Genomic DNA, 22,914 nt, shown 5'->3' on the forward strand with positions numbered 1-22,914 from the left:
TCGTGACGGCGCTGACCGGGTTTCGGAGTCCGAGTCGCCGGTCGTCAACGGCCCCGGTGTGCGTCCGTGACGACGAGGGACCGTACGTGACAAACGCATCGCCGATCGACGTCGCCTGGATGCGGCGAGCGATCGAGCTGGCCGCCCGCGGCGTCGGCAGCACCCACCCGAACCCGGTGGTCGGCTGCGTGATCACCGCCGCCGACGGCCATCCGGCCGGCGAGGGTTTCCACGCCGTTGCCGGCGGCCCGCATGCCGAGGTCGAGGCGCTCCGGATGGCCGGATCGCGAGCCCGCGGCGGGACGGCGTACGTCACGCTCGAGCCCTGTAACCACACCGGCCGGACGGGGCCGTGCGCCGACGCGCTGATCGAGGCCGGGGTGGCCCGGGTGGTGTTCGCCGTCCCGGATCCGAACCGGCAGGCGGCCGGCGGCGGTGTGAAGCTGCGGGAGAAGAACATCCAGGTCGAGCAGGGGCTGCTGCAGGCCGAGGCCGAAGCCGGGAACCAGGTCTGGCTGCACAGCGTGCGGGCCGGGCGACCCTTCGTGACCTGGAAGTTCGCGACCACGCTGGACGGTCGCTCCGCGGCGCCGGATCGGTCCAGCAAGTGGATCACCGGGCCGGCCGCGCGTGCCGACGTCCACCGGATGCGGGCCGAGTGCGACGCGATCGCGGTCGGTACCCAAACGGTGCTTTCCGACGACCCCGAGCTGACCGTGCGCGACGCGGACGACGTCCCGGCGGCGCGGCAGCCGCTGCGGGTGGTGGTCGGCGATCGCGAGATCCCGGCGTCCGCGAGGGTCCGCAACGACCGGGCGGCGACGCTGCTGCTGCCTACCCACGACCCCGCCGAGGTGCTCCGGCAGCTGGACGACCGGCAGATCCGGCATCTCTGGCTCGAAGGCGGCCCGACGCTGGCCGCCGCCTTCCTGCGCGCCGGTCTGGTCGACCAGATCGTCGCGTACGTCGCTCCCGCCGTCCTCGGCTCGGGCTTCGCCGCGCTCGGCGACCTGGGCGCGGAATCGATCGGCGACCTGCGGCGCTTCAACCTCACGGACGTGACGCGACTGGGCGACGACGTCCGCCTCACCCTGGAACCCCTGGGAGGGAACTAGATGTTCACCGGAATCATCGAGGAGCTCGGCACCGTCGAGGCGCTCGACCTGCTGGACGGCGACGCGGCGCGGCTCACGATCCGCGGCCCGAAGGTGACCGCGGACGCCGGCCACGGCGACTCGATCGCGGTCAACGGCTGCTGCCTGACCGTGGTCTCGTACGGCGACGGCCTGTTCACCGCCGACGTCATGCGCGAGACCCTGCAGCGGACCAGCCTGGGCGCGGTCGAGAAGGGCTCCAAGGTCAACCTGGAGCGCGCCGTCACGGCGCACTCACGGCTCGGCGGGCACATCGTCCAGGGGCATGTCGACGGCACCGGGACGATCGCGAGCCGGACGCCGTCCGAGCACTGGGAGGACGTCCGGATCGCGGCCGGGCCGGAGATCCTGAAGTACATCGCCGAGAAGGGGTCGATCACGGTCGACGGCGTCTCGCTGACCGTCGTCGACGTGGACGACGCGTCGGGGACGTTCGGGATCAGCCTGATCCCGACCACGCTGGAGCTGACCGTGCTCGGGACGAACCAGGTCGGGGACACGGTCAACCTCGAGGTCGATGTGATCGCGAAGTACGTCGAGCGCTTGTTGGTTGCCGGGGGCACCCGATGAACGCGGTCGACTGGTTGCTGCACGCGCAGGTGACGATCGCCGGCTCGCCGGTGCTGGTGCGGGAGATCGTCGGCAACGTCTTCGGGCTGGCGAGCGCGCTGTTCGGGATGCGGCGGCTGGTCGCCGCCTGGCCGGTCGGCATCATCGGGAACATCTTGCTGTTCACGGTGTTCGTCGGCGGGATCTTCGACACGCCGCAGGACAAGGACCTCTGGGGTCAGGCCGGGCGGCAGGTGTTCTTCTTCGTTCTCAGCGTGTACGGCTGGTATCAGTGGTATCAGACTCGTCATCATGGTGCTGCCGTCGCTGTGCGGCCGCGCTGGGCGACTGCGCGGGAGCGAGTGGAGCTGCTCGGGATCGGCGTCGTGCTCTATGCGGCCGGGTTCTTCGTCCTGCGGGCGCTGGGCTCGTGGGGTCCGCAGTGGGACGCGTGGATCCTGACCGGTTCGATCCTGGCGACGTACGGGATGGCGCGCGGGTACGTCGAGTTCTGGCTGATCTGGATCGCGGTCGACGTGGTCGGCGTACCGCTGCTGGTGCAGGCGAAGTTCTATCCTTCGGCGGCGATGTACGTGATCTACGGCCTGTTCTGCGTGGTCGGCTTCTTTTCGTGGTGGAGAATTCAGAATCGGGAGCGGGTCAGCCCGCCGGAAGCAGTGGTGGTGGGTTGATGGGTGACGTGCTGAAACTCGACACGATCGAGCATGCGATCGACGAGATCCGGGCCGGGCGGCCGGTGGTCGTCGTCGACGACGAGGACCGGGAGAACGAGGGCGACCTGATCTTCGCCGCGTCCAAGGCGACGCCGGAGCTGCTCGCGTTCCTGATCCGCTACAGCTCGGGCGTGGTCTGCGTCCCGATGGAGGGCGCGGAGCTGGACCGGCTGGGGATTCCGCTGATGACCCCGCACAACCGGGAGCGGATGCGGACGGCGTACACGATCTCGGTCGATGCCCGGGACAACATCACCACCGGGATCTCGGCGGCGGACCGGGCCCGGACGATCCGGGTGCTGGCCGATTCGGCGTCCGAGTCCTACGACCTGGTGCAGCCGGGGCACATCTTCCCGCTGCGGGCGCGGGAGGGCGGCGTCCTGGTCCGGCCCGGGCACACCGAGGCCGCGGTCGACCTGGCGCGGCTGGCCGGGCTGAACACGACCGCGGTGATTTCCGAGCTGGTGAACGACGACGGGACGATGAAGCGCGGCCAGGAGCTGCGTACGTTCGCCGACGAGCACGGCCTGGTGCTGGTCTCGATCGACGATCTGATCCGCTACCGGCGGCGTACCGAGACCCAGATCGAGCGGGTCGCGACCACGACCCTGCCGACCCGGTACGGCGACTTCGTTGCCCACGGCTACCGAAACACCGTCGACGGGTCGGAGCAGCTGGCGCTCGTCCGCGGTGAGATCGGCGACGGGCCGGTGCTGGTCCGCCTGCACTCCGAATGCCTGACCGGCGACGTCTTCGGCTCGCTCCGCTGCGACTGCGGCCCGCAGCTCGACGAGGCGATGCGCCAGGTCGCGGCCGAAGGTGGTGTGGTGGTCTACCTGCGCGGCCACGAAGGCCGCGGTATCGGCCTCCTGCACAAACTCCAGGCCTACGAGCTCCAGGACGCCGGCCGCGACACCGTCGACGCCAACCTCGACCTCGGCCTGCCCGCCGACGCCCGCGACTACGCCGCCGGCGCCCAGATCCTCGCCGACCTCGGCGTCCGGGCGGCCCGCCTGCTGACCAACAACCCCGACAAGGTGAACGGCCTCCAGGGCTACGGCATCGACGTCGTCGAACGCCGCGGCATCTCGATCGACCCCACCGAACACAACCTGCGCTACCTGCGCACCAAACGTGACCGCATGGGCCACCTACTGAGCACAGAGAACGGAGCCGGCTGATGTCAGGCAGCGGAGCCCCCACCATCGAATCCCCCCGCGCCGAAGGCGCCCGCGTCGCCATCGTCGCCGCCCAATGGCACCCCAAAGTCACCGACTCCCTGGTCGCCGGCGCCCTCCGCGCCCTCACCGACTCCGGCGTCACCGACCACACCGTCGTCCGCGTCCCCGGCTCCTTCGAACTCCCCGTCGCCGCCCTGCACGCCGCCAAATCCAACTACGACGCCGTCATCGCCCTCGGCGTCGTCATCCGCGGCGACACCCCCCACTTCGAATACGTCTGCCAAGCCACCACCGACGGCCTCATGCAAGTAGCCCTCACCACCGGCACCCCCATCGGCTTCGGCGTCCTCACCTGCGACAACGACCCCCAAGCCCTAGACCGAGCCGGCCTCCCCGACAGCCGCGAAGACAAAGGCTACGAAGCCACCCAAGCCGCCCTAGCCACCCTCATAGCCACCCGCTCCCTCTAACCCAGTACGCCGCCGCGCACGGCGCGGGACTGCGTGCTACCGCCCGCATCCCCCCGCGCCCGCGCCGCTCGCTCCGCTCCCGTCCCGCCCGCTCCCCCTCCCACCCTCAGTTAGAGCCCCGGGCTTCCGCCCGGTTGTTCCCGGCTGCCGCCGGGTGGGCGCGCTGCCGCGCGGGCGTTGCGTGCTGCCGCCCGCGCACTCCCCGCGCGCGTGCCGTCCGCTCCGCTCCCGTCCCGCCCGCTCCCCCTCCCACCCTGCGCTTCTACTTCCGGGCTGCCGCCCGGGGACTTCCCGGCTGCCGCCGGGAATGGTGCGCTACCGCGCATCCGGCGGGAAGCTGGGGTCGCGAAATATGGCGCCTGGCTGACGGACGAGGCGGATGCGTCCGCTTGCCTGAGAACGCGGCCGAGTCGCGTCAGCTACCCACGCGAGTGCGGGAGGATGTGGAGATGGATCCGAAGGGCTTCGCGGACGCTGGGTTCGAGTTGTTGCAGGCGGTTGGTGTCGAGAGCGCACCGCCACTCGGGGTGCCTCGGATCCTTGCAAGTTGTCCTCCTTCCGAGCGTGTCGATCGAACCGTGCAGTTTGATGATCCTGAGGTTGGTTCGAAATTCAATGCGATGTGGCTGCAGCTCGCTCAGGAGTACGAGCTTTTCGCGAATGATGGTACTTTTCTGCTGATATACCCTGGTGGTGACGATGAACGCGCTCGATGGGTCCGGGTCCGTCTACTGGATTCATGGGATATCTTCGGTACTGGAACCGCGGCAGGGATCACCGGATATCAGTCCGGCTACCCTGAGTTCGGGATGAGTTCCGTGGATGGGCGCACGGTCCTTTCCGGGACGACATGGAGTTCATCGGTAGGTTGCATCCTCATGCGGGATCCGTATCAGTCGAGCACGGTTCGGCGTCACATCAGCGGGCCTTATCTGCAGCTTGATCTGGGAATTGATGAACATCAAGCGGCATTGGATTGGCTGCGGCGTGGTGCAAGTGACAGTATGTAGACAATAGGAGCCGGCCTTCTGCTTGAAGGCGCTTCGGATTTTCGTGAGGCGTTGTGTCGCCTTGGCTCTGGAGTATTCGCCGTGACCAGGAGTTCGACATTCCGCCTTCGACGCAAGATCCGGGAGTAAGGGATCGAATCCTCTCCAACTTTCCTGCTAGCACCGTCAATCTGTTCACGATCCAATGATCGGTAGAGCGGCAGTGCTGCTTGATGACCGGTTCGCCCCGGTTACTTCGGCGATTGGATTCCTCCGCGCACCACTTCGGGATGCGGCCGAGTCGCTGCGGCGTTGGCGGTCCGATATTCACGGTTCTGCCTCCGTTGCTTACATCGACGGGGGACTGGGGAACCTCGGCAGGCTAGAGCCGCTCACGGGCGGCGTGCGGCCGCGTGAACTCCTGGTGGCGACCGAGAATCCGGAGTGGACAGCGTTGTTCGATTGCGGCGTTCAAGGAGGCGACCAGACCACCACGGTCGGCTACCTGTCCCGGACGATGCTGATCGAGGGCTTGGTCGTGGTGTCGATCCCGGATGTGTCGGCCGCCGAAGGTAAGGAGCGGTTCGGGGCGCGGCAGCTTGAAATGTTTGGTCCGGTGCCAACCGACTTTCTCAACTACGTGCGGACGATCTCGCTTGTGCGGGGCGGATCGCGGTGGCGATTCGATGCCACCGGTACGCCGCAGGACTTCGAGGACGCGGAGGCCTACAAGCGTCGTAAGGTGGTCGACCGGTTCACTGCCTCGATGTTGGCGGAGTATGCCGCCGCGCTGGGACTGGCGCCGTTCGACGACGATTTCTATGCCGGACCGGCCGCGCTGGTCACCAATCCGGCAGTACCTCCGAGCGGGGCATTGGTCGTAGGGATCCCCGAAGCTCGCCAGCGGTTTGGTATCGGCTGATCGGCAAGCGCGAGAGGCATCAACCGTCTGGACTTGCAGGACACGCTTAGCGGTTTCGGCGCGGCTCAGTGCGGCGCGGTTAGTCGGGTGGGCCGAGGGTTTGCCAGAGGGTGTCTCGGGCTGGGCCGGTGATGCGGGTGGCCTCTAGGTCGGAGTACTCGCCGTGGGTGGGGTCGTAGGTGCCGGATTCTAGTTCGGCGAGGGTGGTCCAGTCGGGGCCGTAGTCCTCTTCGGGGCGTTCTTTGGTGCCGTCCAGCCAGGTGATTTGGGACCAGAGTTGGGGGCGTTTGGTGGTTAGGGCGGGGAGGGAGCGCATGGTCCAGATTTGGGTGGTGAGGTGGCCTACCAGTTGGCCGTTGTGGCGGAGTTCCCAGACGGCGTCGCGGAAGGGGGCGAGGCGGGGGTCGGTGGGGTCGGTCATGAGGGGGAGTATGGCTGGTTGGCGGTTCTTGTGGTGACGTCTTCCAGGAGGGAGTGGAGGGCGGTGGCTAGGTGGGCTCGGGTTTCGGGGGTTAGGGAGGAGATCAGGTCTGACTCTCGGGTGAGGACTTGGTCGACGGAGCGTTCGACGAGGGCGTGGCCGGCTGGGGTGAGGGTGATGAGGACGGCGCGGTGGGGGGCGGGGGTTCGGGTTACGAGGCCGGTGGATTCGGCTCGGGTTACTCGTTGGGAGATGGCGCCGGCGGTGACGAGGGTGCGGTGGGCTAGTTCGCGGGTGGTGAGTTGGTAGGGGGCGCCGGCTCGGCGGAGGACGCTGAGGAGGTCGAGGGTGGCGGGGTCGATGGCGAGGGCGGCGAGGACGCGGCGGCGGTCGTCGGCGAAGAGTTTGGCCAGGCGCCAGAGCGGGGTGACGATCTCGATGGAGTCGATGGGGGTGCCGGGGCGCTCGCGTTCCCAGGCGCGGGCGATCTCCGCGGCGGGGTAGGGGCTGGGGGCGTCGAGGGGGTAGTTGTCGGTCACGGGGCCATGCTACGTTTAGGACTAAATATTTAGACCTAAACGTGAGGACGGCGATGCGGACGATCGTGGTGACCGGGGGAGCGGTGGGGATCGGGCGGGCGACTGCCGAGCGGTTCCGGGCGGACGGCGAGCGGGTGTTCATCACTGGACGCCGGGCGGAGTTGCTGGCCAAGGCGGCGGCGGAGATCGGGGCGACGGCGGTGGTGTGTGACGCGACCGATCCGGAGCAGGTCGAGCGGCTGGCTCAAGAGCTGCCGGAGCAGGTCGACGTACTGGTCAACAACGCCGGCGGTAATACCGACTTCGAACACACCCAGGACGACCTGCGGCAACTCAAGCAGAGCTGGCTGGCCAATCTGGAGTCGAATCTGATCAGCGCGGTGCTGACGACGACCGCGCTCGCCCCGCGGCTCACCCAGGCGGTCGTGCATGTGGGGTCGATCGCCGGGGCGCGCGGGGCGGGGTCGTACGGCGCGGCCAAGGCCGGACTGAGTCTGTGGAGCGCCGAGGTGGCGGCGGAGCTCGGCGTCCGGGGTGTCACCTCGAATGTGGTGGCGCCCGGGTTCACTGCGGACACCGAGTTCTTCCGGGGCAAGCTGTCCGCCGAGCGGCGCCAGATGTTGCTGGAGGCAACGCTCACCAAACGCGAGGGGCAGGTCGGCGACATCGCCGACACCATCCACTTCCTGACCACCCCGGCCGCGCGCCACCTGACCGGTCAGATCCTGCACGTGAACGGCGGCGCCCTCACAACCCACTAGCCGATGCGCGTGTGCTCCATCTGCCAGTTGGAGACCCAGCTCCGGCCGCCGTCGGTCGAGAAGAACTGCTCCCAAGCGGCCTTGTCCTGCCCCGGCGTCCAGACGAAGCGGACGTCGATCTCCTGCCCCTCCCAGACATCCGGCCCCTCGAAGACGCCGATCCCGGCGGCATCGAACGCGCCGATCACCGGGGTCTCCAACTGGCCGCGCAGGCTGTTGATCCAGTGGATCGACCACGTCCGGGTGGCCGGGTCGAACAGCCGCAGCGTCGCCCCGCGGAACCCCTCCGTCGGGAACCATCCTTCGTCGAAGCTGATCGCCCCGTCGAAGTACGTCGTCACCTGCATCACCGACGCGACGTCGTACCACTCGAACGGCGAGCCCAACGCCGGACGCCGTCGCCGGTTGGCCATGTCCCAGCGCCCGACCAGGAAGTCGAAGTCACCGGTCACCTTCGGGACGTCGAGCGCCGGCGCCGGAGTCGATCGCCGGGTGAAGTCCATCACCCAATTCGTCTCCCAAGTCGCGCCCCCGTCGTACGAGTACGCCTGCTCCCAATGCGCTGTCGTGGAAGTCACTCCCGACCACTCGTAGCTGCACAACACCCCCGGCGTCTCCTCCCCAACCATCCGGCAGCGGGAACCATCCGCCGTCCACCGCCCGTGCACCGGCGCGCCAAGAGCCATCGTCGAGCTGCTGACCCACCAGATCGTCCACTCCGCCGTCGCCGGGTTGAAAAGCCGCACCGACAACCCGTACGTCCCCCGGGACGGGAACCGCATCTCGTCGATGCTGATCGCCCCGTCGAAGTACGTCGACGCGGACGTCGTCCCCTCGAAAGTGATCCACTCACCGTCGACCAGCTGCCGGTGCCGGACGTCGAAGTCGCCCTGAAGGAAGTCGAAATCGCTGGTCGCCTTGGTCCATGTCGTCATAGGCAGAACCCTGCCGATCAAACCTGACAAACCATGGCAGTTATTCTCGACGACATGCGCTCCAGCCGCTTGCTGTCGATCCTGCTGCTCCTGCAGACCCGCAGGCAGCTGACCGCGCGTGAGCTGGCCGACGAGCTGGAGGTCTCCCTCCGCACCATCTACCGCGACGTCGAGGCCCTGGCCGCCGCAGGCGTCCCCGTGTACGCCGACCAGGGCCGCACCGGCGGCTACCGCCTGGTCGAGGGCTACCGCACCAGACTGACCGGTCTGACCGAGCAAGAGGCCGCAGCGCTGTTTCTGGTCGGTATGCCCGGTCCAGCCGCCGCGCTCGGCCTGACCGCCCAGACGAACGCCGCCGAGCTCAAGCTCCTCGCGGCGCTCGCCCCCGACCAAAGAGACCGCGCCGGCCGGCTCAAGAACCGCTTCCACCTCGACATCCCCGCCTGGTACGCCGAAGCCGAGACGTCACCCCACCTGTCCGCAGTGGCCGACGCCGTCCTCCAGGACCGCCGGATCGCGGTCCGCTACCGCCGCTGGGAGGCGCCCCGCGAGGTCGACCGCACCCTCGACCCCCACGGCCTGGTCCTGAAAAACGGCAGCTGGTACGTCGTCGCCGCCACCGAAACCGGCATGCGCACCTACCGCGTCTCCAACATCCTCGAACTCACCCCAACCGCCGAAACCTTCACTCGAGCCGACGACTTCGACCTGCCCACCTACTGGCAGGACCACCTGGCCCATTTCGACGAGGCCCGCTTCACCGCCGAGGCCGTCGTCCGCGTCTCCGCTCAGCTGGCCGCCAAGATGTACGACGTCTCGTTCCCCCAACTCGTCACCGCCGTCCACGCCACCGCCCCTGAGTCGGATGGGAGCGTCGTCGTCACGCTCCCGATCGAATCCGTCCCGAACGCCGCCGCCGCGCTCTGCCGGTTCGGCGACGGCCTCGAAGTCCTCGAACCCGCGGAACTCCGGGCCGACCTCGCCGCCCTGGCCCGCCGCCTGACCGCCGTGTACGGGCCCGAAAATGGACCAGCGGGCAGAGGTAGCTGAGCAGTCCCGTAGGCTGGGCGCGCGATGAAGAGTTTCGAGGAGCTGTTCGCCGAGCTGGGCGAGAAGGCACGCACACGGCCGGAAGGATCCGGGACCGTGGCGGAGCTGGACGCGGGCGTGCACACGATCGGCAAGAAGCTGGTCGAGGAAGCCGCCGAGTCCTGGATGGCCGCCGAGCACGAAGGTAAGGAGCGGGCGGCCGAAGAGCTGTCCCAACTGCTCTACCACGCCCAGGTGATGATGCACGCGCTCGACCTGGAGCTGGAAGACGTCTACCGACATCTGTAAGAGGGATCCCGACCCAGAGGTTCACTTCACACAGATTGGGCAGTGCCGATGCTGCGCGTCGCAGTACCGAACAAGGGCTCACTCAGCGAGTCCGCCACCGAGATCCTGATCGAGGCCGGCTACAAACAGCGCCGGTCCACCAAGGACCTGACCCTGACCGACGTCGCCAACGAGGTCGAGTTCTACTACCTGCGCCCGCGCGACATCGCCGTGTACGTCGGCGAGGGCACCCTGGACGTCGGCATCTCCGGCCGCGACCTGGTCCTCGACTCGCACGCGGACGCCGACGAGATCATGCCGCTCGGTTTCGGCTCCTCGACCTTCCGGTTCGCCGGCCCGCCCGGCGCCGCCACCTCCGTCAAGGACCTGGCCGGTAAGCGGATCGCGACGTCGTACGCCGGCGTCCTGACCGACCACCTCGCCGAGTTCGGCGTCGACGCGGCCGTCGTCCGCCTGGACGGCGCGGTCGAGTCCGCCGTCCAGCTCGGCGTCGCCGACGTGATCGCGGACGTCGTCGAGACCGGGACGACGCTGCGCCAGGCCGGGCTCGAGGTCTTCGGCGACCCGATCCTGAAATCCGAGGGCGTGCTGATCAAGCGGCACGGCGTCGAGAACCCGCCGCCCGGGCTGCAGCAGCTGGTCCGCCGGCTCGAAGGCGTCCTGATCGCGCGCAACTACGTGATGATGGACTACGACATCCCGGCCGAGCAGATCGACGCGGCGACCGAGGTCGCCGCGGGCCTGGAGTCGCCGACCGTGTCACCGCTGCACCGGGCCGGCTGGGTCGCCGTCCGCGTGATGGTGCAGCGAGCCGAAGCCCAACGCATCATGGACCAGCTGTGGGAGGTGGGCGCGCGTGCAATCCTCACCACTGACATCCACGCTTGCCGAATCTGAGATGACCGCGACCGACCGGCTCTTCACGTTCCATCCGAAGATCGTGGCGGTGATGTCGACCGGGATGGCGCTGTCGCTGATCTCGGTCTTCGGCGTGATCTGGATCCGGCTCGCGCCGGAGTCCAAGGAGACGTTCACGCTGTTCCAGCGGCTCACGCTGCTCGCGTTCTTCGGGTTCGTGCTCTGGCTGCTCTACCGGCTGGCGACCGTCCGCGTCTCGGCGTACGCCGATCGGCTCCGGGTCCGCAACGTGTTCAAGTCGTACACGCTGACCTGGTCGGAGGTGTCCGCGCTGCGGTTCCGCCCCGGTGACGCGTGGCTCCAGCTGTTCGATGCCGAGGGCAACCGGCTCGGCATCCTCGCGATCCAGGCGACCGAGGGCCGCCGCGCGAGCATCGCCGCCAAGGAGCTGGCGGCCGTCGCCCGCGCGAACGGCGCCCGGCCTAGGCCGCCGACACCCGAAAACTAGTCGTGTGTGACTGACCGGGCTCCAGGACCACCAGGTCCTGCCCGGTCACGAACGCGTCCGGCGGACACGTCATCGGCTCGACCGCGAGCGCCGCCCGTCCGATCGCGCCGCCGGTGTAGAGCTGCACCCACGGCGTGTCCCCGCTCAGTACCGCCCGGACGCCGGTGTCCGGGTCGGTCAGGCTGACCGACCACTCAGCGGCGAGCCCGGTGAACGCGTTGTCGATGTCGAGCTCGCCGAGCACCCGCGCCGTACTGAAGTCGTACGCCGAACCGTCCACCGGCGCGAGCCCGGTCGGCGACATCCGCTCCGACACCTCCAGCCGCTGCGCCGCGGTGAACTCCAGCACGCACTCGTCGATCGTCCGCCCGACGCTCAGATACGGATGCGCTCCGTACCCGTACGGCGCCGCCGTCGCGCCCACGTTCGTGGCGGCCGCGGTGATGGTCAGCCCGTCGTCGATCCGGTAGCTCAGCCGCAGCTCCAGCTGATGCGGGTAGCCGGGCTGGCCGTGCAGGACGTGCCCGGCCTCGACGACCGCGGGGTCGGAGCCATCGTCCAGGCGGGTCCAGTTCGCCCAGCGGGTGAGGCCGTGGATGGCGTTCGAGCGGGCCGGCTCGGTCAGGTAGAGCTGCTGGTCGCGCCCGGCGAAGGAGTACTTGCCGTCGGTGATCCGGTTCGGCCAGGGGAAGAGGTGCTGCCCGATCCCGGCGTGGGCCGGCTCGTCCTCCGGGTAGCCGAGCAGGACGTCGCGGCCGTCGTACGTCAGCCCGCGCAGCCCACCGCCCACGCTGACCACGGTCCCGGCGTACCCGTCGCCCTGAATCGTCCACTGTTCGCCCGAGGGGAAGACATTCATACCGACATCTTTTCAGGAGCGTGTCCATTCGGGCCTGACCCGTTCGTGGTGATGCTGTAGACACGCCAACAGGAGGTAAGACCGTGAAGTACTTGCTGCTGATCAACGCCGGTGAGCTCGACCTGAGCGGGGGCGCCGTCGGGTGCGAGCCCGAGGACTGGATGCGCTTCGACAAGGAGATCACCGAGGCGGGCGTCGTGGTCGCGTCGGAGTCGCTGGCCGACCTGGTCACCGCGACCCGAGTCCAGGTCGCGAACGACGGTTCCCGCACCGTCACCGACGGGCCGTTCGCCGAGACCCGCGAGGTGCTCGGCGGGTTCTACGTGATCGACGTCCCGGATCTGGACGTCGCGCTCGACTGGGCGGCCAAGTGCCCGGGATCGCGAGCTGGCGGTTCGATCGTCGTCCGCCCGGTCGCCGAGTTCCCGGGAGCCTAGGGCCGTGGACCAGGTCGAGGCGGTGTTCCGGGAGGAGCGGGGGCGGTTGCTGGCCGCGCTCGCCCGGCGGTTCGGCGACCTCGACCTGGCCGAGGAGGTCACGTCGGAGGCGATCGAGACGGCGCTGGTGCGCTGGCCGGTGGACGGCGTCCCGCCGAATCCGGGCGGCTGGCTGATGACCACCGCTCGGCGCAAGGCGGTCGACCGGCTGCGGCGCGACCAGGCGTACGCCGCCAAACTCGCGATCCTGCAGGTCGATGCCGACCGCGCCGAAGCGCCTCGGCCGGGCGGGTTTCCGGACGAGCGGCTCGAATTGTTCTTCACCTGCGCGCACCCGGCGCTCGCGCCGGAGGACCGCGGGGCGCTGACGCTGCGCTGCCTGGCGGGGCTCAGCACGCCGGAGGTCGCGCGGGCCTTCCTGGTCCCGGTGGCGACGATGGCCAAGCGGATCGTCCGGGCCAAGGCGCGGATCCGGGACGCGCGGATCCCGTTCCGCGTCCCGGACGCCGACGAGCTGCCCGCGCGGCTCCCCGGCGTCCTGCAGGTGATCTACTCCGTCTTCACCGAGGGGTATGCCGCCAGCTCGGGCCCGTACCTGCAGCGGACCGACCTCGCCGAGGAGGCGATCCGGCTGGCCCGGATCCTGCACAGCCTGCTGCCGGACGAACGCGAAGTCACCGGCCTGCTCGCGTTGATGCTCCTCGTCCACGCCCGCTGCGCCGCCCGCACCGGGCCGGGCGGCGACGTCGTCCTCCTCGAGGAACAGGACCGGAGCCGTTGGGACGCCGACCTGATCGCCGAGGGGCGCACGCTCGTTGTCGCCGCGCTGACCGGCGGCCCGGCCGGGGCGTACGCCGTCCAGGCCGCGATCGCCGCCGTCCACGACGAGGCGCCCGACTTCGCGAGCACCGACTGGCCGCAGATCGTCGCGCTGTACGACGTCCTGCACGCCATCGACCCCTCGCCGGTGATCGCCCTCAATCGCGCCGCCGCCGTCGCCTTCCGCGACGGCCCCGAAGCCGGCCTCACCCTCCTGGACTCGATGGCCGACGAGCCGAAGCTCCGCGCCTACCACCCGTACCTCCTGGCCCGAGCCGACCTCCTGCATCGCCTCGACCGCCGGCCCGAGGCGCTCGCCGCCTACGAACAAGCACTGAAAACCGCAGGCTCCGACCCCGAACGAACCCACATCCGCCACCGCCTCGCTGAACTCACCGAGGCCGACCCGCGGATCTCGCACCCTGAGGACAACTGATGGACTACTACCCCTGGATCGTGGCCGAGCGCCTCGACCTCGCCGACTACCTCGACTCGTTGACCGAGCCCGAATGGCGGATCGACTCCCTGTGCCCGGGCTGGACGCTCCACGACGTCCTCGCCCACCTGACGACGTCCACCCGCACCACCTGGCCGATGTTCCTCCGCGGCGTCCTCCGCGCCCGCGGCGACCTCGACCGGATGGAAGCCGATATCGCCCGCGCCCGAGCCGCCCAGTTCACCCCCGCCGAGCTCATCGCCCAGTTCCGCGAGACCGCGGCCTCCACCCGCCGCTCACCCGGCTCCAAACCCCTCGACACCCTCACCGACGCCCTGGTCCACGGCCAAGACATCTCTATCCCCCTCAACCACCGCCGTCCCATGCCCCTCGAACCCGCCCAAGCCGCGTTGACCCACGTCCTCAGCAGCCCCTTCTACGGAGCCCGCAAACGCCTCCGCAACACCCGCCTGGTCGCCACCGACACCGACTGGTCCCACGGCACCGGCCCCAACCTCCTCCAAGCCCCCCTGGCCGACCTGCTCCTGATCGCTACCGGCCGCCCCACCCCCTGACCCGACCCGCCTGCGGAGGTGGGGTTGGTTAAGAGGCGGCGGTGTCGTGGGGGAGGGCGATGGAGGTGGCGATGAGTTCGAGGGTGGGGTCGTGGGGGAGGGTGGGGTTGCCGTCGGCGATGAGGTGGGCTCGGGAGCGGGTGGATTGGGTGGCGAAGTGGTCGCGTTCCCAGCGCATCCATTCGAGCCAGTGGTCGCGGAGGGCTTCGCCGTCGCGGGCGATGCCACGATCGAGGCGGACTTCGTTGGTGGTCTCGATCCAGATCCGCAGCGACTGCCACGGGTCGGCGTCGCGGTCGCAGGCGGTGACGCCTTCGACGATGAGGAGGTCGACGGTGACTGGGACGAGGTGCAGCTCGGCGTAAGCGCCGGCGTGCCAGTCGTAGCGGCGGTAGCGGCCCTCGCGGCCGTCGGCGAGGCGCTGCAGGATGTGGTCGCGGAGCAGGGCGAAGCCGCGGGTCGCGCCGGACCAGCCTTCGTACAGGTCGTCCATGTGGACGACGTCGGTGTTCAGGCCGCGCGCCTTGGCGCGGGCCGCGAAACCGGCGGCCAGTGTGGACTTGCCGGAGCCCGCCGGGCCGTCGATCGAGATCAGTCTGGTCCGGCCGAGCCGGGCGGGGGCGCCCATGACGTGGTCCAGCAGCGAGTCGATGGTCAGGGGGGTGTCGGATGCGTTCTCAGTTGATTCCATGGCGCTTCAAGATGTCCTCGATCTCGTCGAATTCCGACGAATCCTGCTGCTTGGCCTTGGTCGTGGGCTTCGCAGCTTGGGTGGGGGCGGCCGACGCAGGCTTGGGGCCCGTGGCGGTCAGCTCACCGGCCGGCGCGGCGGTCTTCGGCTTCTTCGGCTGTTTCGGCGTCCGGGCCCGGGCGACGCCGGAGACGACGTACAGCACGACGGAGACGCCGAACAGCGCGACGCCCGCCCAGACGGTCGGCGAGAAGATCAGGTGGGTGACCCAACTGACGGCCGAGCGCACGACGTCCCAGAGCAGCTCGAGCAGGCCGGTCAGGTAGAGGGAGACCGGCAGCAGCGACCAGGCGAGCCCGCGCGTGCCGGCCGCGGCGCCGCGGCGCCGCCAGGCGGCCCACGAGCCGATCAGGCCGAGCAGCGTGAGGCCCACGCAGATCGGCAGCAGCGTCAAATCGTTGAAGTCAGGCACATACCCAGGCTCGCACAGACCGCCGCCGATCCAAGAGGGGAACAGCCCTGACACCACCCTGAATGTGTGCTCGGGGGAGAATGGCGGCGTGCAACCTGAGCGGCGTTTGGCGTTTACCGGCTTCGACAACGACGACGGGTCGGCGGACGCCGTGCTGGCGCAGGCGCTCCAGGCCGGCGATCACGGCGCCGTCCTCGCGGCGCTGACCCGGGCGCGGCTGCTGGTGCCCGTGGTCGCGATGCTCGGCGAGGTCGAGTACGACGAGCAGGGACTGGCCCACGACAAGACGTCGGACATGGCCGTCGCGCTGCTCCAGGGCCAGGACGGCCGCAACGCCCTGCTCGCATTCACCAGCACCGAGAGCCTGGCCCGCTGGAGTCCCGAGGCGCGGCCGATGCCCGCGCAGACCCAGCTGGTCGCGACCGCCGCCGTCCAGGAGGGGGCCGCCGCGATCGTCCTGGACGTCGCCGGCCCCGCGCCCGGCGTGATCGAGTCCGATGACGTACGCCGCTTGGCCGCCGGTCTCCAGGTGGTCAGGCTGGAGGACGGCGGCTACGGGTGGGTCGAGCCCGTCACCGAGTGACGGAGACGGTCCGCCGCCGGTGGTACGACTCGTGCGTCCACCACAGGATGCCGACGACCATCCCGAGCCCGAGGTCGGACCAGAGCCACCACGGCCAGTCGAAATGCCCGAAGAAGGCCAGCGACGTCCAGACGACGAACTGCACCACGCAGGCGACCAGCCAGACGGCAGTCGCCACCCGCAGCGCGTTCGTCAGCCCCCGCGGCGGTACGGCGTCGTCCACCCCGGCGAACACCTCCCGCAGCTCACCGCGGGTGCGAACCTGCCCGAGCAGCTCACGCCGGGAGAGCGCGCCGGACGGGCTGATCCGCCCCAACCGGGCGACGTGATCGATCTTCCCGGCCGCCGAAACCCGGTCGGCCTCCGAGAGCTCCACCTGGTCCGGGAGCAACAGCGGGTCGAGAACTGTGGTCATCAGGGGTACCTGCGCTTTCCATCTGGTCTGATAGAAAAAGCGTAGGTATTGCACAGATGCGCTCCCAGGGTGCTGCGGAGCCTGTTGCAGGTGGGCCTAACACCCCTTCAGGAGGGCGAGATGACCGACGAGCTGCCGCCGGGCCTCGCGCTGTCCTGGGGTGTCCAGCCGACCGGACGCCGGGGCCCGAAACCCGGCCTGACCATCGAGCAGATCGTCGCGACCGGGATCGAGTTCGGCGACGCGCAGGGTTTCGCCGCCATCTCCCTGCAGAAGATCGCCGCGCAGCTCGGCGTCACCACCAACGCGATGTACCGCTACGTCCGCTCCAAGGACGAGCTGATCGTGCTCGTCCACGACCACGCCGTCGGTCAGCCGCCGAAACTCCCCGAGGGCTGGCGCGCGGCCGCGACCGCCTGGGTCCAGGCCCAGGTCCGGATGTACGCCGACCGCCCGTGGCTGCTCGACGTCCCGATCCGCGGCGCGCCCACCACGCCGAACGTCCTGCGCTGGGCCGAGGTGATGCTGCAGGCCTTCGCCCCGACCGGCCTGAGTCAGCACGACAGCCTCGGCTGCCTGATGCTGCTCGACGGCTACGCCCGCAATTACGCGAACCTGGCCCGCCAGCTCGGCGCGAGCGCCGACGTACCGGTCCAGGCCGCGCAGGTCGGCGCGTTCCTGGTCCCAAAACTTGTCGAGGGCAACTACCCGATGCTCGTTGCCCTCTACACCAACCAGGAGTACGAGGACGGGCTGGACGACGACCTCGACTTCGGCCTGACCCGCGTCCTGGACGGCATCCAGGTCCTAATCGGGTAAGGCGATCCGGACCGGTCCTTCGGTCCGCGCGGCCACCCACTGCAGGTGGAACTCGCTGCCCGGGGCAACTTCCGGACGCCGCTCCGGCTGCGTCCGCAGATTGACCGGAGCTGTCAGCGTCGTCACGGCAGGCGCATCCGGTACGCCGTTCGCCCGCACCTCCGCGATCACACCGGCCAACGCCTGCGCCGCCGGCTTGCGCTGGTGGTCGACCGTGAACAGCCCGAGGTCGTACTCGCGATCCGGGAAGTCCAGCAGCCGCCGGTCGATATCGTGCGACGACCACCAGGTGACGCCGTACAGCGCCGGATTCGGCAAGACATGCTCGACCGTCCGCCGGGTGAACTCGGCCTGCAGCTCGACCGGGATGTCCGGCCCCGGGACGCCGACCTCCTGCAACCACACCGGCCGCGTGGGATCCAGCGACGTCGCAGCCGCGAGCTCGACCAGATAGTCGGCATGGCTGAGCGTCGCCGGACCCAGCGGCCCGTCCACTCGTGAGACCCCGTTGAACACCCAGGAGTGGACCGTGCTGAGGTCACCCAGATCCACCGCGTCGGTCGGGTGGAAGGGGTGATCCGCCTTGTACCAGGCGTCGTCGAAGACCGAGTGCAGCGCGAGGACGTCGGGCGCGGCCTTCTTGACCGTGCCCAGCAGCTCCTGCGCCCAGGACGTCGAGGCCGCGAAGCTGGTCGGGCTGTCCGGCCAGAGGTTGTTCACCTCGTTGCCGAGGGTGATCGCGAACAGGTTCGGCTTCTCCGCGACCGCGCGCGCCACGGTGTCGACGTACGCCGTCAGCCCGTCGCGGACGGTCGGATCCTCGAAGACGCTGGTCTTGTGCCAGGTCAGCACCCACGACGGCAGGAAGTCGAAACTCGACAGATGCCCCTGGATCAGGTCGACCGCGACCGTCAGCCCGTGTTCGGCCGCGGCGTCGATCGTGTCCAGCAGGTCGTCGATCGCGCGCTGCCGGATGATCGCCCGGTTCGGCTGGATCCACGGCCAGACCGGGAAGACCCGGACGTGGTCGAGCCCGATCGACGCCAGGTCCGCGAAGTCCCGCCGGACGGCGTCGCCGTCGTGGTCGAGCCAGCTGTAGAACCAGCCGTTCGAAGGGACGTAGTTCGCGCCGAAGCGGGGTTCTGTGGGCATGATCCGCATGCTAAAACGGTTTAGCCCCTGGGGGCAACCAGGCGATCAGGCCGGCGGCGCGGTCGACTCGCGGACGGTGAGGACCGGGTCGGCGGTCCGCCGGTTGACCACGGCGTCCGGGTTCGCGATCACCTCAAGCAGGACTTCGGCCGCCTGCCGCCCGAAGTCGAAGGTGTCCCGCGACATCGCGGTCAGCGCCGGATGCATCAGCTGGGTCAGGATCGAGTCGTCGAAGGCGACGATCGACAGGTCGCCGGGGACGGAGACGCCCATCTCCATCGCGACGCCGAGCCCGGCGACGGCCATCACGTCGCTGTCGTACACGATCGCGGTCGGGCGGTCGGCCTGGGCGAGCAGCCGGCGGGTGGTCGCGGCGCCCTCGGCGTCGCTGAAGTCGGTGGTCAGCGACGGCGCCTCCAGCAGGCCGAGGCGGGGCGCCGCGTCCCGGACGGCGCGGATCCGGCGCTGGGTGTGCTGGAAGATCGGCGTACCGGCGACGTGCGCGATCCGGCGGTGGCCGAGCGCGGCCAGGTACTCGACGATGGTCAGCATCGCGTCCCGGTCGTCGGCCCAGACCGAGGCGAGCGCGCCCTTGCCGCCGCGGCCGCCGATCACCACGGCCGGCAGCTCGAGCTCCTTGAGCGCGTCGATCCGCGGGTCCCGCACGGTCAGGTCGACCAGGATGACGCCGTCCACCCGGTGTTCGGAGGCCCAGCGCCGGTACACCTCGACCTCCGCCTCGGCGTCCTCCACGATCAGCAGCTGCAGCGAGATGGACTCCGCCGACAGGCCCGACTGCACGCCCGACAGCAGATGGGCGAAGAACGGCTCGACCCCGAGCGTGCGCGCCGGGCGGGCGATCACCATCCCCACGGAGTCCACCCGGGAGGCCCCCAGCGCCCGCGCGGCGCTGTGCGGCCGCCAGCTCATGTCCTCGGCGATCCGCAGGATCCGCTCCCGCGTCGCGTCGCTGACCCCCGGCCGCCCGTTCAGCGCGAACGACACCGCGCCCTTGGACACGCCTGCCCGCTGCGCGATATCCGCAATCGTCGGTCTGGCCACGGAACCTCCCTCACCCTTGACAGCGGATTCTACGATGTGAATAGTTCGGGAGCTATACCGGTTTATCAAACCCTGGAGAATCCCCATGCGTAGACGCCGTTCGGCGCTGGTGGCGTTGCTCGCCGCCTCGGCTCTCACCCTGGCCGGCTGCGGCCTCGGCTCTTCCGATGATTCCGGCAGCGGCGGCGCGAAGCCGACCGTCGGCGCGGATGCCCAGGTGACCGGCGAGGTCTCGCTGCAGACCTGGGCCCTGAAGCCGAAGTTCACCACGTACGTCGAGGGCGTCATCAAGGCGTTCGAGGCGAAGTACCCGGGGACGAAGGTGACCTGGCTGGACCAGCCGGGGGACGGGTACGACAAGAAGGTGCTGAGCCAGGCGTCGGCCGGGCAGCTGCCCGACGTTACCAACCTGCCGCCGGACTTCGCGCTCCCGCTGGCCAAGCAGAACCTGCTGCTGGACGTCGGCGCGGCCGACCCGAAGATCAAGGACGAGTACGTCGAGGGCGGCGTCCAGGCGTATCAGTACCAGGGCCTGGACGGGACGTTCGGCTACCCGTGGTACCTGAACACCGACATCGACTACTGGAACGCGGACAAGTTCGCAGCGGCCGGTCTGGACGTGAAGAACCCGCCGAAGACCTTCGACGAGCTGTTCGCCGCCGCCAAGGTGATGCACGACAAGACCGGCGGCAAGGAATACCTGATGAGCCGGCTGCCCGGGATCGGGGACTTCACCAACGCCGGCGTCCAGATCCTGTCCGAGGACGGCAAGAAGTTCACCTTCAACACCCCCGAGGCCGCCGCGCTGCTGGACAAGTACCGCGAGGCCTACAAGGCGGGTTACCTGCCGCGCGACATCCTGACCCAGGAGTACCTGGGCAACTCCAAGCTCTTCACCCAGTCCAAGGTCGCCTGGACCACCGGCGGCGGGAACGCCATCCAGGACTTCACCAAGGACAACCCGTCGCTGAAGGGCAAGATCGTCCCGTCGCCGGCCCTCGACACCCCGCCGCTGTACGTGCAGGGCCTGTCGGTCTCGGCCAAGACCAAGAACCAGGCGGCCGCGATCGCGCTGGCCCGGTTCGTGACGAGTGCCGAGAACCAGGCCGCGTTCGCGAAGATCGTCAACATCTTCCCCTCCACCAAGGCCTCGGCGTCCGACCCGTACTTCTCGAAGTCCGACGGGACGCCGGAAAGTGACGCGAAGGTGCTCGCGTTCGAGTCGCTGGCCAAGGCGAAGTCGCTCACCCCGGCGGTCATCAGCGGCGCCACCAACGACTTCATCGGGCAGCAGATCTCGCTCGCGATCTCGGGCAAGATCAGCTCGCAGGCAGCTCTGGACGCGGCCGTCGCCAAGGCCAACCAGCTGCTCACCCAGTGATGCGTCACCAGCGTTGGTTCACCCCGTGGGTGCTGGTCGTCCCAGCACTCACGTGGTTGCTGGTCTTCAACCTGTGGCCGTCGATCAACACCGTCATCCTGTCGTTCACGAACGCCAAACCGCTCGGCGGCGGCACGTTCGTCGGGCTGAAGAACTTCGAGACCCTGCTGCAGGACGAGCAGCTGCGCTGGGCGTTGCTGAACAGCGTGATCTACATGGTCGTCTGCCTGCCGTTCCTGACCGTGCTGCCGCTGCTGCTCGCCGTCCTGGTGGAGAAGAAGCTGCCCGGGATCACGTTCTTCCGGACGGCGTTCTACACCCCGGTGGTCGCCTCAGCGGTCGTCGTGGCGCTGATCTGGCAGTGGATCCTGGACGATCGCGGCCTGGTCAACGGCCTGGCCGAGAAACTCGGCGTGATCTCCGGGCCGCTGCCGTTCCTGTCCGACCAGTGGCTGTTGTTGCTGAGCGCAATCAGCCTGACGATCTGGAAGGGGCTCGGTTACTACATGATCATCTACCTGGCCGCCCTCGGGAACGTCGGGCGTGAGCTGCACGAGGCCGCGGCGGTGGACGGCGCCGGGCCGATGCGCCGGTTCGTGCACATCACGGTCCCCGGCGTCCGCGGCACGATGATCCTGATCTCGATCCTGATCTCGGTCTCGGCGCTGCGGGTGTTCTCCGAGCTGTTCATCCTGAGCGGCGGCAAGGGCGGCCCGGGCGGTCGCGACAACTCGGTCGTGATGCTGATCCAGCAGTACAGCCAGGGTTTCGAGGGCAACCTCGGCTACGCCTCGGCGCTGTCGATCGTGCTGTTCTTCGTCACCGTCGTACCGATGCTGGTGCTCGCGCGCCTCAACCGTCAGGGGGCCTCGTGACCACCGTGACCGATCCGGCCCGGCCGGTCGCTCTGCCGGACGCGCCGAAGCGCCGGCGCCGGAGCGGGACCTTCGGGTTCAACACGATCTCCCCGCGGGAGAAGGTCGCCCGCTACGTCCTGCTGCTGTTCGTGCTGCTGATCACGATCGGCCCGTTCCTGTGGCAGTTGTCGACCTCGCTGAAGGGCTCCGGCGAGGACATCTACACCCGGATCCCGCGGTTGCTCCCGGGGCAGCCGACGTTCGACCACTACAAGGCCGTGGCCGACACCATCCCGGTATGGGACTACGCGCGCAACTCGCTGTTCGTCGCCGTACTGGTTGTCGGCGGCAACGTGATCGGCGCGTCGCTGGCCGGGTTCGCGATCTCGCGGCTGCAGTTCAAGGGCCGCAAGCTGGTGCTCGGGCTGTTCCTGGCCACGCTCGTCCTGCCCGGTGAGGTCACGATCATCTCGCAGTACGTGACGGTTCGGGAGTTCGGCCTGGCGAACACGCTGTTCGGCGTCGCCCTGCCCGGCATGATCGGCGCGCTGAACGTGCTGCTGATGTACAACGCCTTCCGCTCGCTGCCGATCGAGGTCGACCAGGCCGCGATCGTCGACGGCGCGAACGCCTGGCAGCGATTCGTCTACATCGGCCTGCCGTCGGTCCGCGGGACCATCAGCGTGGTCGCGATCTTCGCGTTCATCGGCGCCTGGGACGACTTCCTCTGGCCGCTGATCGTGCTCACCGACCCCGACAAGTACACGCTGACCGTCGGCCTGCAGTACCTGTCCGGCACCTTCAGCAACAACCCGCGCCTGATCGCCGCCGGCACCATGATCGCCTTCATCCCGATCGTGATCGTCTTCGCCACCCTGCAGCGCTTCTTCTTCAAGGGTGTCGAGGAGGGCGCAGTCAAGGGTTAGCGTCGGTAACGACAGGAGGTGGTGGCCGGATCGCGGCCGCCGCCTCCTCCGGCAGGCGTGATGGCGGGTAT

The 22,914-nt window shown here is 69.1% G+C and carries 29 protein-coding genes; 20 read left to right on the forward strand and 9 right to left on the reverse strand.

Features of this window, described 5'->3' with window-relative positions; all coding sequences use genetic code 11:
• The first annotated feature begins 86 nt into the window (after positions 1 to 86).
• The 7 genes from ribD to ACZ6ZD_RS36515 all read left to right on the forward strand — a co-directional run bounded on the left by ribD (position 87) and on the right by ACZ6ZD_RS36515 (position 5,999).
• Positions 87 to 1,115 carry a bifunctional diaminohydroxyphosphoribosylaminopyrimidine deaminase/5-amino-6-(5-phosphoribosylamino)uracil reductase RibD gene (gene ribD, locus ACZ6ZD_RS36485; RefSeq protein ID WP_465679075.1) on the forward strand — a complete coding sequence of 343 codons (1,029 nt, stop codon included), beginning with the start codon at positions 87 to 89 and terminating at the stop codon, positions 1,113 to 1,115.
• A complete protein-coding gene (locus ACZ6ZD_RS36490; RefSeq protein ID WP_465679076.1) occupies positions 1,116 to 1,724 on the forward strand; it encodes a riboflavin synthase in 609 nt (202 codons plus the stop codon).
• Positions 1,721 to 2,395: a nicotinamide riboside transporter PnuC gene (pnuC, locus tag ACZ6ZD_RS36495; protein WP_465679077.1), complete on the forward strand. Its 675-nt coding sequence runs from the start codon at positions 1,721 to 1,723 to the stop codon at positions 2,393 to 2,395. Before ACZ6ZD_RS36490 ends, pnuC begins: the two co-directional genes overlap by 4 nt.
• On the forward strand, positions 2,395 to 3,618 hold the full coding sequence (locus tag ACZ6ZD_RS36500; protein WP_465679079.1) for a bifunctional 3,4-dihydroxy-2-butanone-4-phosphate synthase/GTP cyclohydrolase II: 1,224 nt from the start codon (positions 2,395 to 2,397) through the stop codon (positions 3,616 to 3,618). Before pnuC ends, ACZ6ZD_RS36500 begins: the two co-directional genes overlap by 1 nt.
• Positions 3,618 to 4,088 (forward strand): 6,7-dimethyl-8-ribityllumazine synthase, encoded by a 471-nt coding sequence (ribH, locus tag ACZ6ZD_RS36505; protein ID WP_465679080.1) that lies wholly within the window; start codon positions 3,618 to 3,620, stop codon positions 4,086 to 4,088. The genes ACZ6ZD_RS36500 and ribH overlap by 1 nt, the downstream gene beginning before the upstream one ends.
• Before the next feature lie 449 nt (positions 4,089 to 4,537).
• Positions 4,538 to 5,098, forward strand: coding sequence for a hypothetical protein (locus ACZ6ZD_RS36510; protein WP_465679081.1), 561 nt, complete (start codon positions 4,538 to 4,540; stop codon positions 5,096 to 5,098).
• Between the two features lie 202 nt (positions 5,099 to 5,300).
• Complete coding sequence (locus ACZ6ZD_RS36515; RefSeq protein WP_465679083.1) at positions 5,301 to 5,999, forward strand: hypothetical protein; 699 nt, start codon at positions 5,301 to 5,303, stop codon at positions 5,997 to 5,999.
• Positions 6,000 to 6,078: 79 nt separating this feature from the next.
• Here ACZ6ZD_RS36515 and ACZ6ZD_RS36520 read toward each other — a convergent pair whose 3' ends face one another.
• On the reverse strand, positions 6,079 to 6,420 hold the full coding sequence (locus tag ACZ6ZD_RS36520; protein ID WP_465679084.1) for a hypothetical protein: 342 nt from the start codon (positions 6,418 to 6,420) through the stop codon (positions 6,079 to 6,081).
• A complete protein-coding gene (locus ACZ6ZD_RS36525) occupies positions 6,417 to 6,959 on the reverse strand; it encodes a MarR family winged helix-turn-helix transcriptional regulator (protein WP_465679085.1) in 543 nt (180 codons plus the stop codon). Before ACZ6ZD_RS36525 ends, ACZ6ZD_RS36520 begins: the two co-directional genes overlap by 4 nt.
• A 53-nt stretch (positions 6,960 to 7,012) precedes the next feature.
• Here ACZ6ZD_RS36525 and ACZ6ZD_RS36530 point away from each other — a divergent pair, with 53 nt between their 5' ends.
• On the forward strand, positions 7,013 to 7,720 hold the full coding sequence (locus tag ACZ6ZD_RS36530; protein ID WP_465679086.1) for an SDR family NAD(P)-dependent oxidoreductase: 708 nt from the start codon (positions 7,013 to 7,015) through the stop codon (positions 7,718 to 7,720).
• Here ACZ6ZD_RS36530 and ACZ6ZD_RS36535 read toward each other — a convergent pair.
• Entirely contained in the window at positions 7,717 to 8,655 is a 939-nt protein-coding gene (locus tag ACZ6ZD_RS36535; RefSeq protein ID WP_465679088.1) for a hypothetical protein, read from the reverse strand. The two genes, ACZ6ZD_RS36530 and ACZ6ZD_RS36535, sit on opposite strands and share 4 nt — an antisense overlap.
• A 54-nt stretch (positions 8,656 to 8,709) precedes the next feature.
• Here ACZ6ZD_RS36535 and ACZ6ZD_RS36540 point away from each other — a divergent pair, with 54 nt between their 5' ends.
• Genes ACZ6ZD_RS36540 through ACZ6ZD_RS36555 form a run of 4 tightly spaced genes read left to right on the forward strand, consistent with a single transcriptional unit; the run spans position 8,710 to position 11,359 of the window.
• Positions 8,710 to 9,705, forward strand: coding sequence for a helix-turn-helix transcriptional regulator (locus ACZ6ZD_RS36540; RefSeq protein WP_465679089.1), 996 nt, complete (start codon positions 8,710 to 8,712; stop codon positions 9,703 to 9,705).
• Between the two features lie 24 nt (positions 9,706 to 9,729).
• The gene (locus tag ACZ6ZD_RS36545; protein WP_465679090.1) at positions 9,730 to 9,993 is read left to right on the forward strand and encodes a phosphoribosyl-ATP diphosphatase; all 264 of its coding nucleotides are present in this window, start codon (positions 9,730 to 9,732) and stop codon (positions 9,991 to 9,993) included.
• A 48-nt stretch (positions 9,994 to 10,041) separates the two neighbouring features.
• Positions 10,042 to 10,890, forward strand: a complete 849-nt coding sequence (gene hisG, locus ACZ6ZD_RS36550; RefSeq protein ID WP_465679092.1) for an ATP phosphoribosyltransferase — start codon at positions 10,042 to 10,044, stop codon at positions 10,888 to 10,890.
• Between the two features lies 1 nt (position 10,891).
• Positions 10,892 to 11,359: a PH domain-containing protein gene (locus ACZ6ZD_RS36555; RefSeq protein ID WP_465679093.1), complete on the forward strand. Its 468-nt coding sequence runs from the start codon at positions 10,892 to 10,894 to the stop codon at positions 11,357 to 11,359.
• Here ACZ6ZD_RS36555 and ACZ6ZD_RS36560 read toward each other — a convergent pair.
• Positions 11,334 to 12,218, reverse strand: a complete 885-nt coding sequence (locus ACZ6ZD_RS36560; protein WP_465679095.1) for an aldose 1-epimerase family protein — start codon at positions 12,216 to 12,218, stop codon at positions 11,334 to 11,336. The genes ACZ6ZD_RS36555 and ACZ6ZD_RS36560 overlap by 26 nt on opposite strands.
• An 83-nt stretch (positions 12,219 to 12,301) precedes the next feature.
• On the opposite strand from ACZ6ZD_RS36560, the gene ACZ6ZD_RS36565 reads away from it, so the two are divergent.
• From ACZ6ZD_RS36565 to ACZ6ZD_RS36575, 3 genes are read left to right on the forward strand one after another with little or no spacing between them, the layout of a single operon-like run.
• Positions 12,302 to 12,655 carry a YciI family protein gene (locus tag ACZ6ZD_RS36565; protein WP_465679096.1) on the forward strand — a complete coding sequence of 118 codons (354 nt, stop codon included), beginning with the start codon at positions 12,302 to 12,304 and terminating at the stop codon, positions 12,653 to 12,655.
• A 4-nt stretch (positions 12,656 to 12,659) separates the two neighbouring features.
• A complete protein-coding gene (locus ACZ6ZD_RS36570; protein WP_465679097.1) occupies positions 12,660 to 13,910 on the forward strand; it encodes an RNA polymerase sigma factor in 1,251 nt (416 codons plus the stop codon).
• Positions 13,910 to 14,485, forward strand: coding sequence for a maleylpyruvate isomerase family mycothiol-dependent enzyme (locus ACZ6ZD_RS36575; RefSeq protein WP_465679099.1), 576 nt, complete (start codon positions 13,910 to 13,912; stop codon positions 14,483 to 14,485). Before ACZ6ZD_RS36570 ends, ACZ6ZD_RS36575 begins: the two co-directional genes overlap by 1 nt.
• Positions 14,486 to 14,513: 28 nt before the next feature.
• Here the strand turns inward: ACZ6ZD_RS36575 and ACZ6ZD_RS36580 are convergent, their stop codons facing one another.
• Both ACZ6ZD_RS36580 and ACZ6ZD_RS36585 read right to left on the reverse strand, forming a co-directional pair.
• Positions 14,514 to 15,176: a uridine kinase family protein gene (locus ACZ6ZD_RS36580; protein WP_465679100.1), complete on the reverse strand. Its 663-nt coding sequence runs from the start codon at positions 15,174 to 15,176 to the stop codon at positions 14,514 to 14,516.
• On the reverse strand, positions 15,163 to 15,648 hold the full coding sequence (locus ACZ6ZD_RS36585; RefSeq protein ID WP_465679101.1) for a hypothetical protein: 486 nt from the start codon (positions 15,646 to 15,648) through the stop codon (positions 15,163 to 15,165). Before ACZ6ZD_RS36585 ends, ACZ6ZD_RS36580 begins: the two co-directional genes overlap by 14 nt.
• Before the next feature lie 88 nt (positions 15,649 to 15,736).
• On the opposite strand from ACZ6ZD_RS36585, the gene ACZ6ZD_RS36590 reads away from it, so the two are divergent.
• Positions 15,737 to 16,231: an SseB family protein gene (locus tag ACZ6ZD_RS36590; protein WP_465679102.1), complete on the forward strand. Its 495-nt coding sequence runs from the start codon at positions 15,737 to 15,739 to the stop codon at positions 16,229 to 16,231.
• On the opposite strand, the gene ACZ6ZD_RS36595 is transcribed toward ACZ6ZD_RS36590, so the two are convergent.
• Positions 16,221 to 16,646, reverse strand: a complete 426-nt coding sequence (locus ACZ6ZD_RS36595) for a hypothetical protein (protein WP_465679103.1) — start codon at positions 16,644 to 16,646, stop codon at positions 16,221 to 16,223. The genes ACZ6ZD_RS36590 and ACZ6ZD_RS36595 overlap by 11 nt on opposite strands.
• A gap of 120 nt (positions 16,647 to 16,766) precedes the next feature.
• On the opposite strand from ACZ6ZD_RS36595, the gene ACZ6ZD_RS36600 reads away from it, so the two are divergent.
• Positions 16,767 to 17,465: a TetR/AcrR family transcriptional regulator gene (locus ACZ6ZD_RS36600; protein ID WP_465679104.1), complete on the forward strand. Its 699-nt coding sequence runs from the start codon at positions 16,767 to 16,769 to the stop codon at positions 17,463 to 17,465.
• On the opposite strand, the gene ACZ6ZD_RS36605 is transcribed toward ACZ6ZD_RS36600, so the two are convergent.
• Together ACZ6ZD_RS36605 and ACZ6ZD_RS36610 are read right to left on the reverse strand one after the other, a co-directional pair.
• Complete coding sequence (locus ACZ6ZD_RS36605; protein ID WP_465679106.1) at positions 17,454 to 18,617, reverse strand: glycoside hydrolase 5 family protein; 1,164 nt, start codon at positions 18,615 to 18,617, stop codon at positions 17,454 to 17,456. The two genes, ACZ6ZD_RS36600 and ACZ6ZD_RS36605, sit on opposite strands and share 12 nt — an antisense overlap.
• Positions 18,618 to 18,662: 45 nt before the next feature.
• Entirely contained in the window at positions 18,663 to 19,679 is a 1,017-nt protein-coding gene (locus ACZ6ZD_RS36610; RefSeq protein ID WP_465679107.1) for a LacI family DNA-binding transcriptional regulator, read from the reverse strand.
• A gap of 85 nt (positions 19,680 to 19,764) precedes the next feature.
• Between ACZ6ZD_RS36610 and ACZ6ZD_RS36615 the strand changes: the two genes are divergently transcribed.
• Genes ACZ6ZD_RS36615 through ACZ6ZD_RS36625 form a run of 3 tightly spaced genes read left to right on the forward strand, consistent with a single transcriptional unit; the run spans position 19,765 to position 22,843 of the window.
• Positions 19,765 to 21,060 (forward strand): ABC transporter substrate-binding protein, encoded by a 1,296-nt coding sequence (locus ACZ6ZD_RS36615; protein ID WP_465679108.1) that lies wholly within the window; start codon positions 19,765 to 19,767, stop codon positions 21,058 to 21,060.
• Positions 21,060 to 21,935: a carbohydrate ABC transporter permease gene (locus ACZ6ZD_RS36620; protein WP_465679110.1), complete on the forward strand. Its 876-nt coding sequence runs from the start codon at positions 21,060 to 21,062 to the stop codon at positions 21,933 to 21,935. Before ACZ6ZD_RS36615 ends, ACZ6ZD_RS36620 begins: the two co-directional genes overlap by 1 nt.
• Complete coding sequence (locus ACZ6ZD_RS36625) at positions 21,932 to 22,843, forward strand: carbohydrate ABC transporter permease (RefSeq protein ID WP_465679111.1); 912 nt, start codon at positions 21,932 to 21,934, stop codon at positions 22,841 to 22,843. The genes ACZ6ZD_RS36620 and ACZ6ZD_RS36625 overlap by 4 nt, the downstream gene beginning before the upstream one ends.
• Positions 22,844 to 22,914: the final 71 nt, after the last annotated feature.

The sequence above is a fragment of the Kribbella sp. NPDC104218 genome (assembly GCF_055584105.1).

Excerpts from the sequence above, each read along its gene's own strand:
- ACZ6ZD_RS36490 (WP_465679076.1), top strand. The coding sequence starts at position 1,116 with ATGTTCACCGGAATCATCGAGGAGCTCGGCACCGTCGAGGCGCTCGAC.
- pnuC (WP_465679077.1), top strand. The coding sequence starts at position 1,721 with ATGAACGCGGTCGACTGGTTGCTGCACGCGCAGGTGACGATCGCCGGC.
- ACZ6ZD_RS36500 (WP_465679079.1), top strand. The coding sequence starts at position 2,395 with ATGGGTGACGTGCTGAAACTCGACACGATCGAGCATGCGATCGACGAG.
- ribH (WP_465679080.1), top strand. The coding sequence starts at position 3,618 with ATGTCAGGCAGCGGAGCCCCCACCATCGAATCCCCCCGCGCCGAAGGC.
- ACZ6ZD_RS36510 (WP_465679081.1), top strand. The coding sequence starts at position 4,538 with ATGGATCCGAAGGGCTTCGCGGACGCTGGGTTCGAGTTGTTGCAGGCG.
- ACZ6ZD_RS36520 (WP_465679084.1), bottom strand. The coding sequence starts at position 6,420 with ATGACCGACCCCACCGACCCCCGCCTCGCCCCCTTCCGCGACGCCGTC.
- ACZ6ZD_RS36530 (WP_465679086.1), top strand. The coding sequence starts at position 7,013 with ATGCGGACGATCGTGGTGACCGGGGGAGCGGTGGGGATCGGGCGGGCG.
- ACZ6ZD_RS36535 (WP_465679088.1), bottom strand. The coding sequence starts at position 8,655 with ATGACGACATGGACCAAGGCGACCAGCGATTTCGACTTCCTTCAGGGC.
- ACZ6ZD_RS36540 (WP_465679089.1), top strand. The coding sequence starts at position 8,710 with ATGCGCTCCAGCCGCTTGCTGTCGATCCTGCTGCTCCTGCAGACCCGC.
- ACZ6ZD_RS36545 (WP_465679090.1), top strand. The coding sequence starts at position 9,730 with ATGAAGAGTTTCGAGGAGCTGTTCGCCGAGCTGGGCGAGAAGGCACGC.
- hisG (WP_465679092.1), top strand. The coding sequence starts at position 10,042 with ATGCTGCGCGTCGCAGTACCGAACAAGGGCTCACTCAGCGAGTCCGCC.
- ACZ6ZD_RS36555 (WP_465679093.1), top strand. The coding sequence starts at position 10,892 with ATGACCGCGACCGACCGGCTCTTCACGTTCCATCCGAAGATCGTGGCG.
- ACZ6ZD_RS36560 (WP_465679095.1), bottom strand. The coding sequence starts at position 12,218 with ATGAATGTCTTCCCCTCGGGCGAACAGTGGACGATTCAGGGCGACGGG.
- ACZ6ZD_RS36575 (WP_465679099.1), top strand. The coding sequence starts at position 13,910 with ATGGACTACTACCCCTGGATCGTGGCCGAGCGCCTCGACCTCGCCGAC.
- ACZ6ZD_RS36580 (WP_465679100.1), bottom strand. The coding sequence starts at position 15,176 with ATGGAATCAACTGAGAACGCATCCGACACCCCCCTGACCATCGACTCG.
- ACZ6ZD_RS36595 (WP_465679103.1), bottom strand. The coding sequence starts at position 16,646 with ATGACCACAGTTCTCGACCCGCTGTTGCTCCCGGACCAGGTGGAGCTC.
- ACZ6ZD_RS36600 (WP_465679104.1), top strand. The coding sequence starts at position 16,767 with ATGACCGACGAGCTGCCGCCGGGCCTCGCGCTGTCCTGGGGTGTCCAG.
- ACZ6ZD_RS36605 (WP_465679106.1), bottom strand. The coding sequence starts at position 18,617 with ATGCCCACAGAACCCCGCTTCGGCGCGAACTACGTCCCTTCGAACGGC.
- ACZ6ZD_RS36615 (WP_465679108.1), top strand. The coding sequence starts at position 19,765 with ATGCGTAGACGCCGTTCGGCGCTGGTGGCGTTGCTCGCCGCCTCGGCT.
- ACZ6ZD_RS36620 (WP_465679110.1), top strand. The coding sequence starts at position 21,060 with ATGCGTCACCAGCGTTGGTTCACCCCGTGGGTGCTGGTCGTCCCAGCA.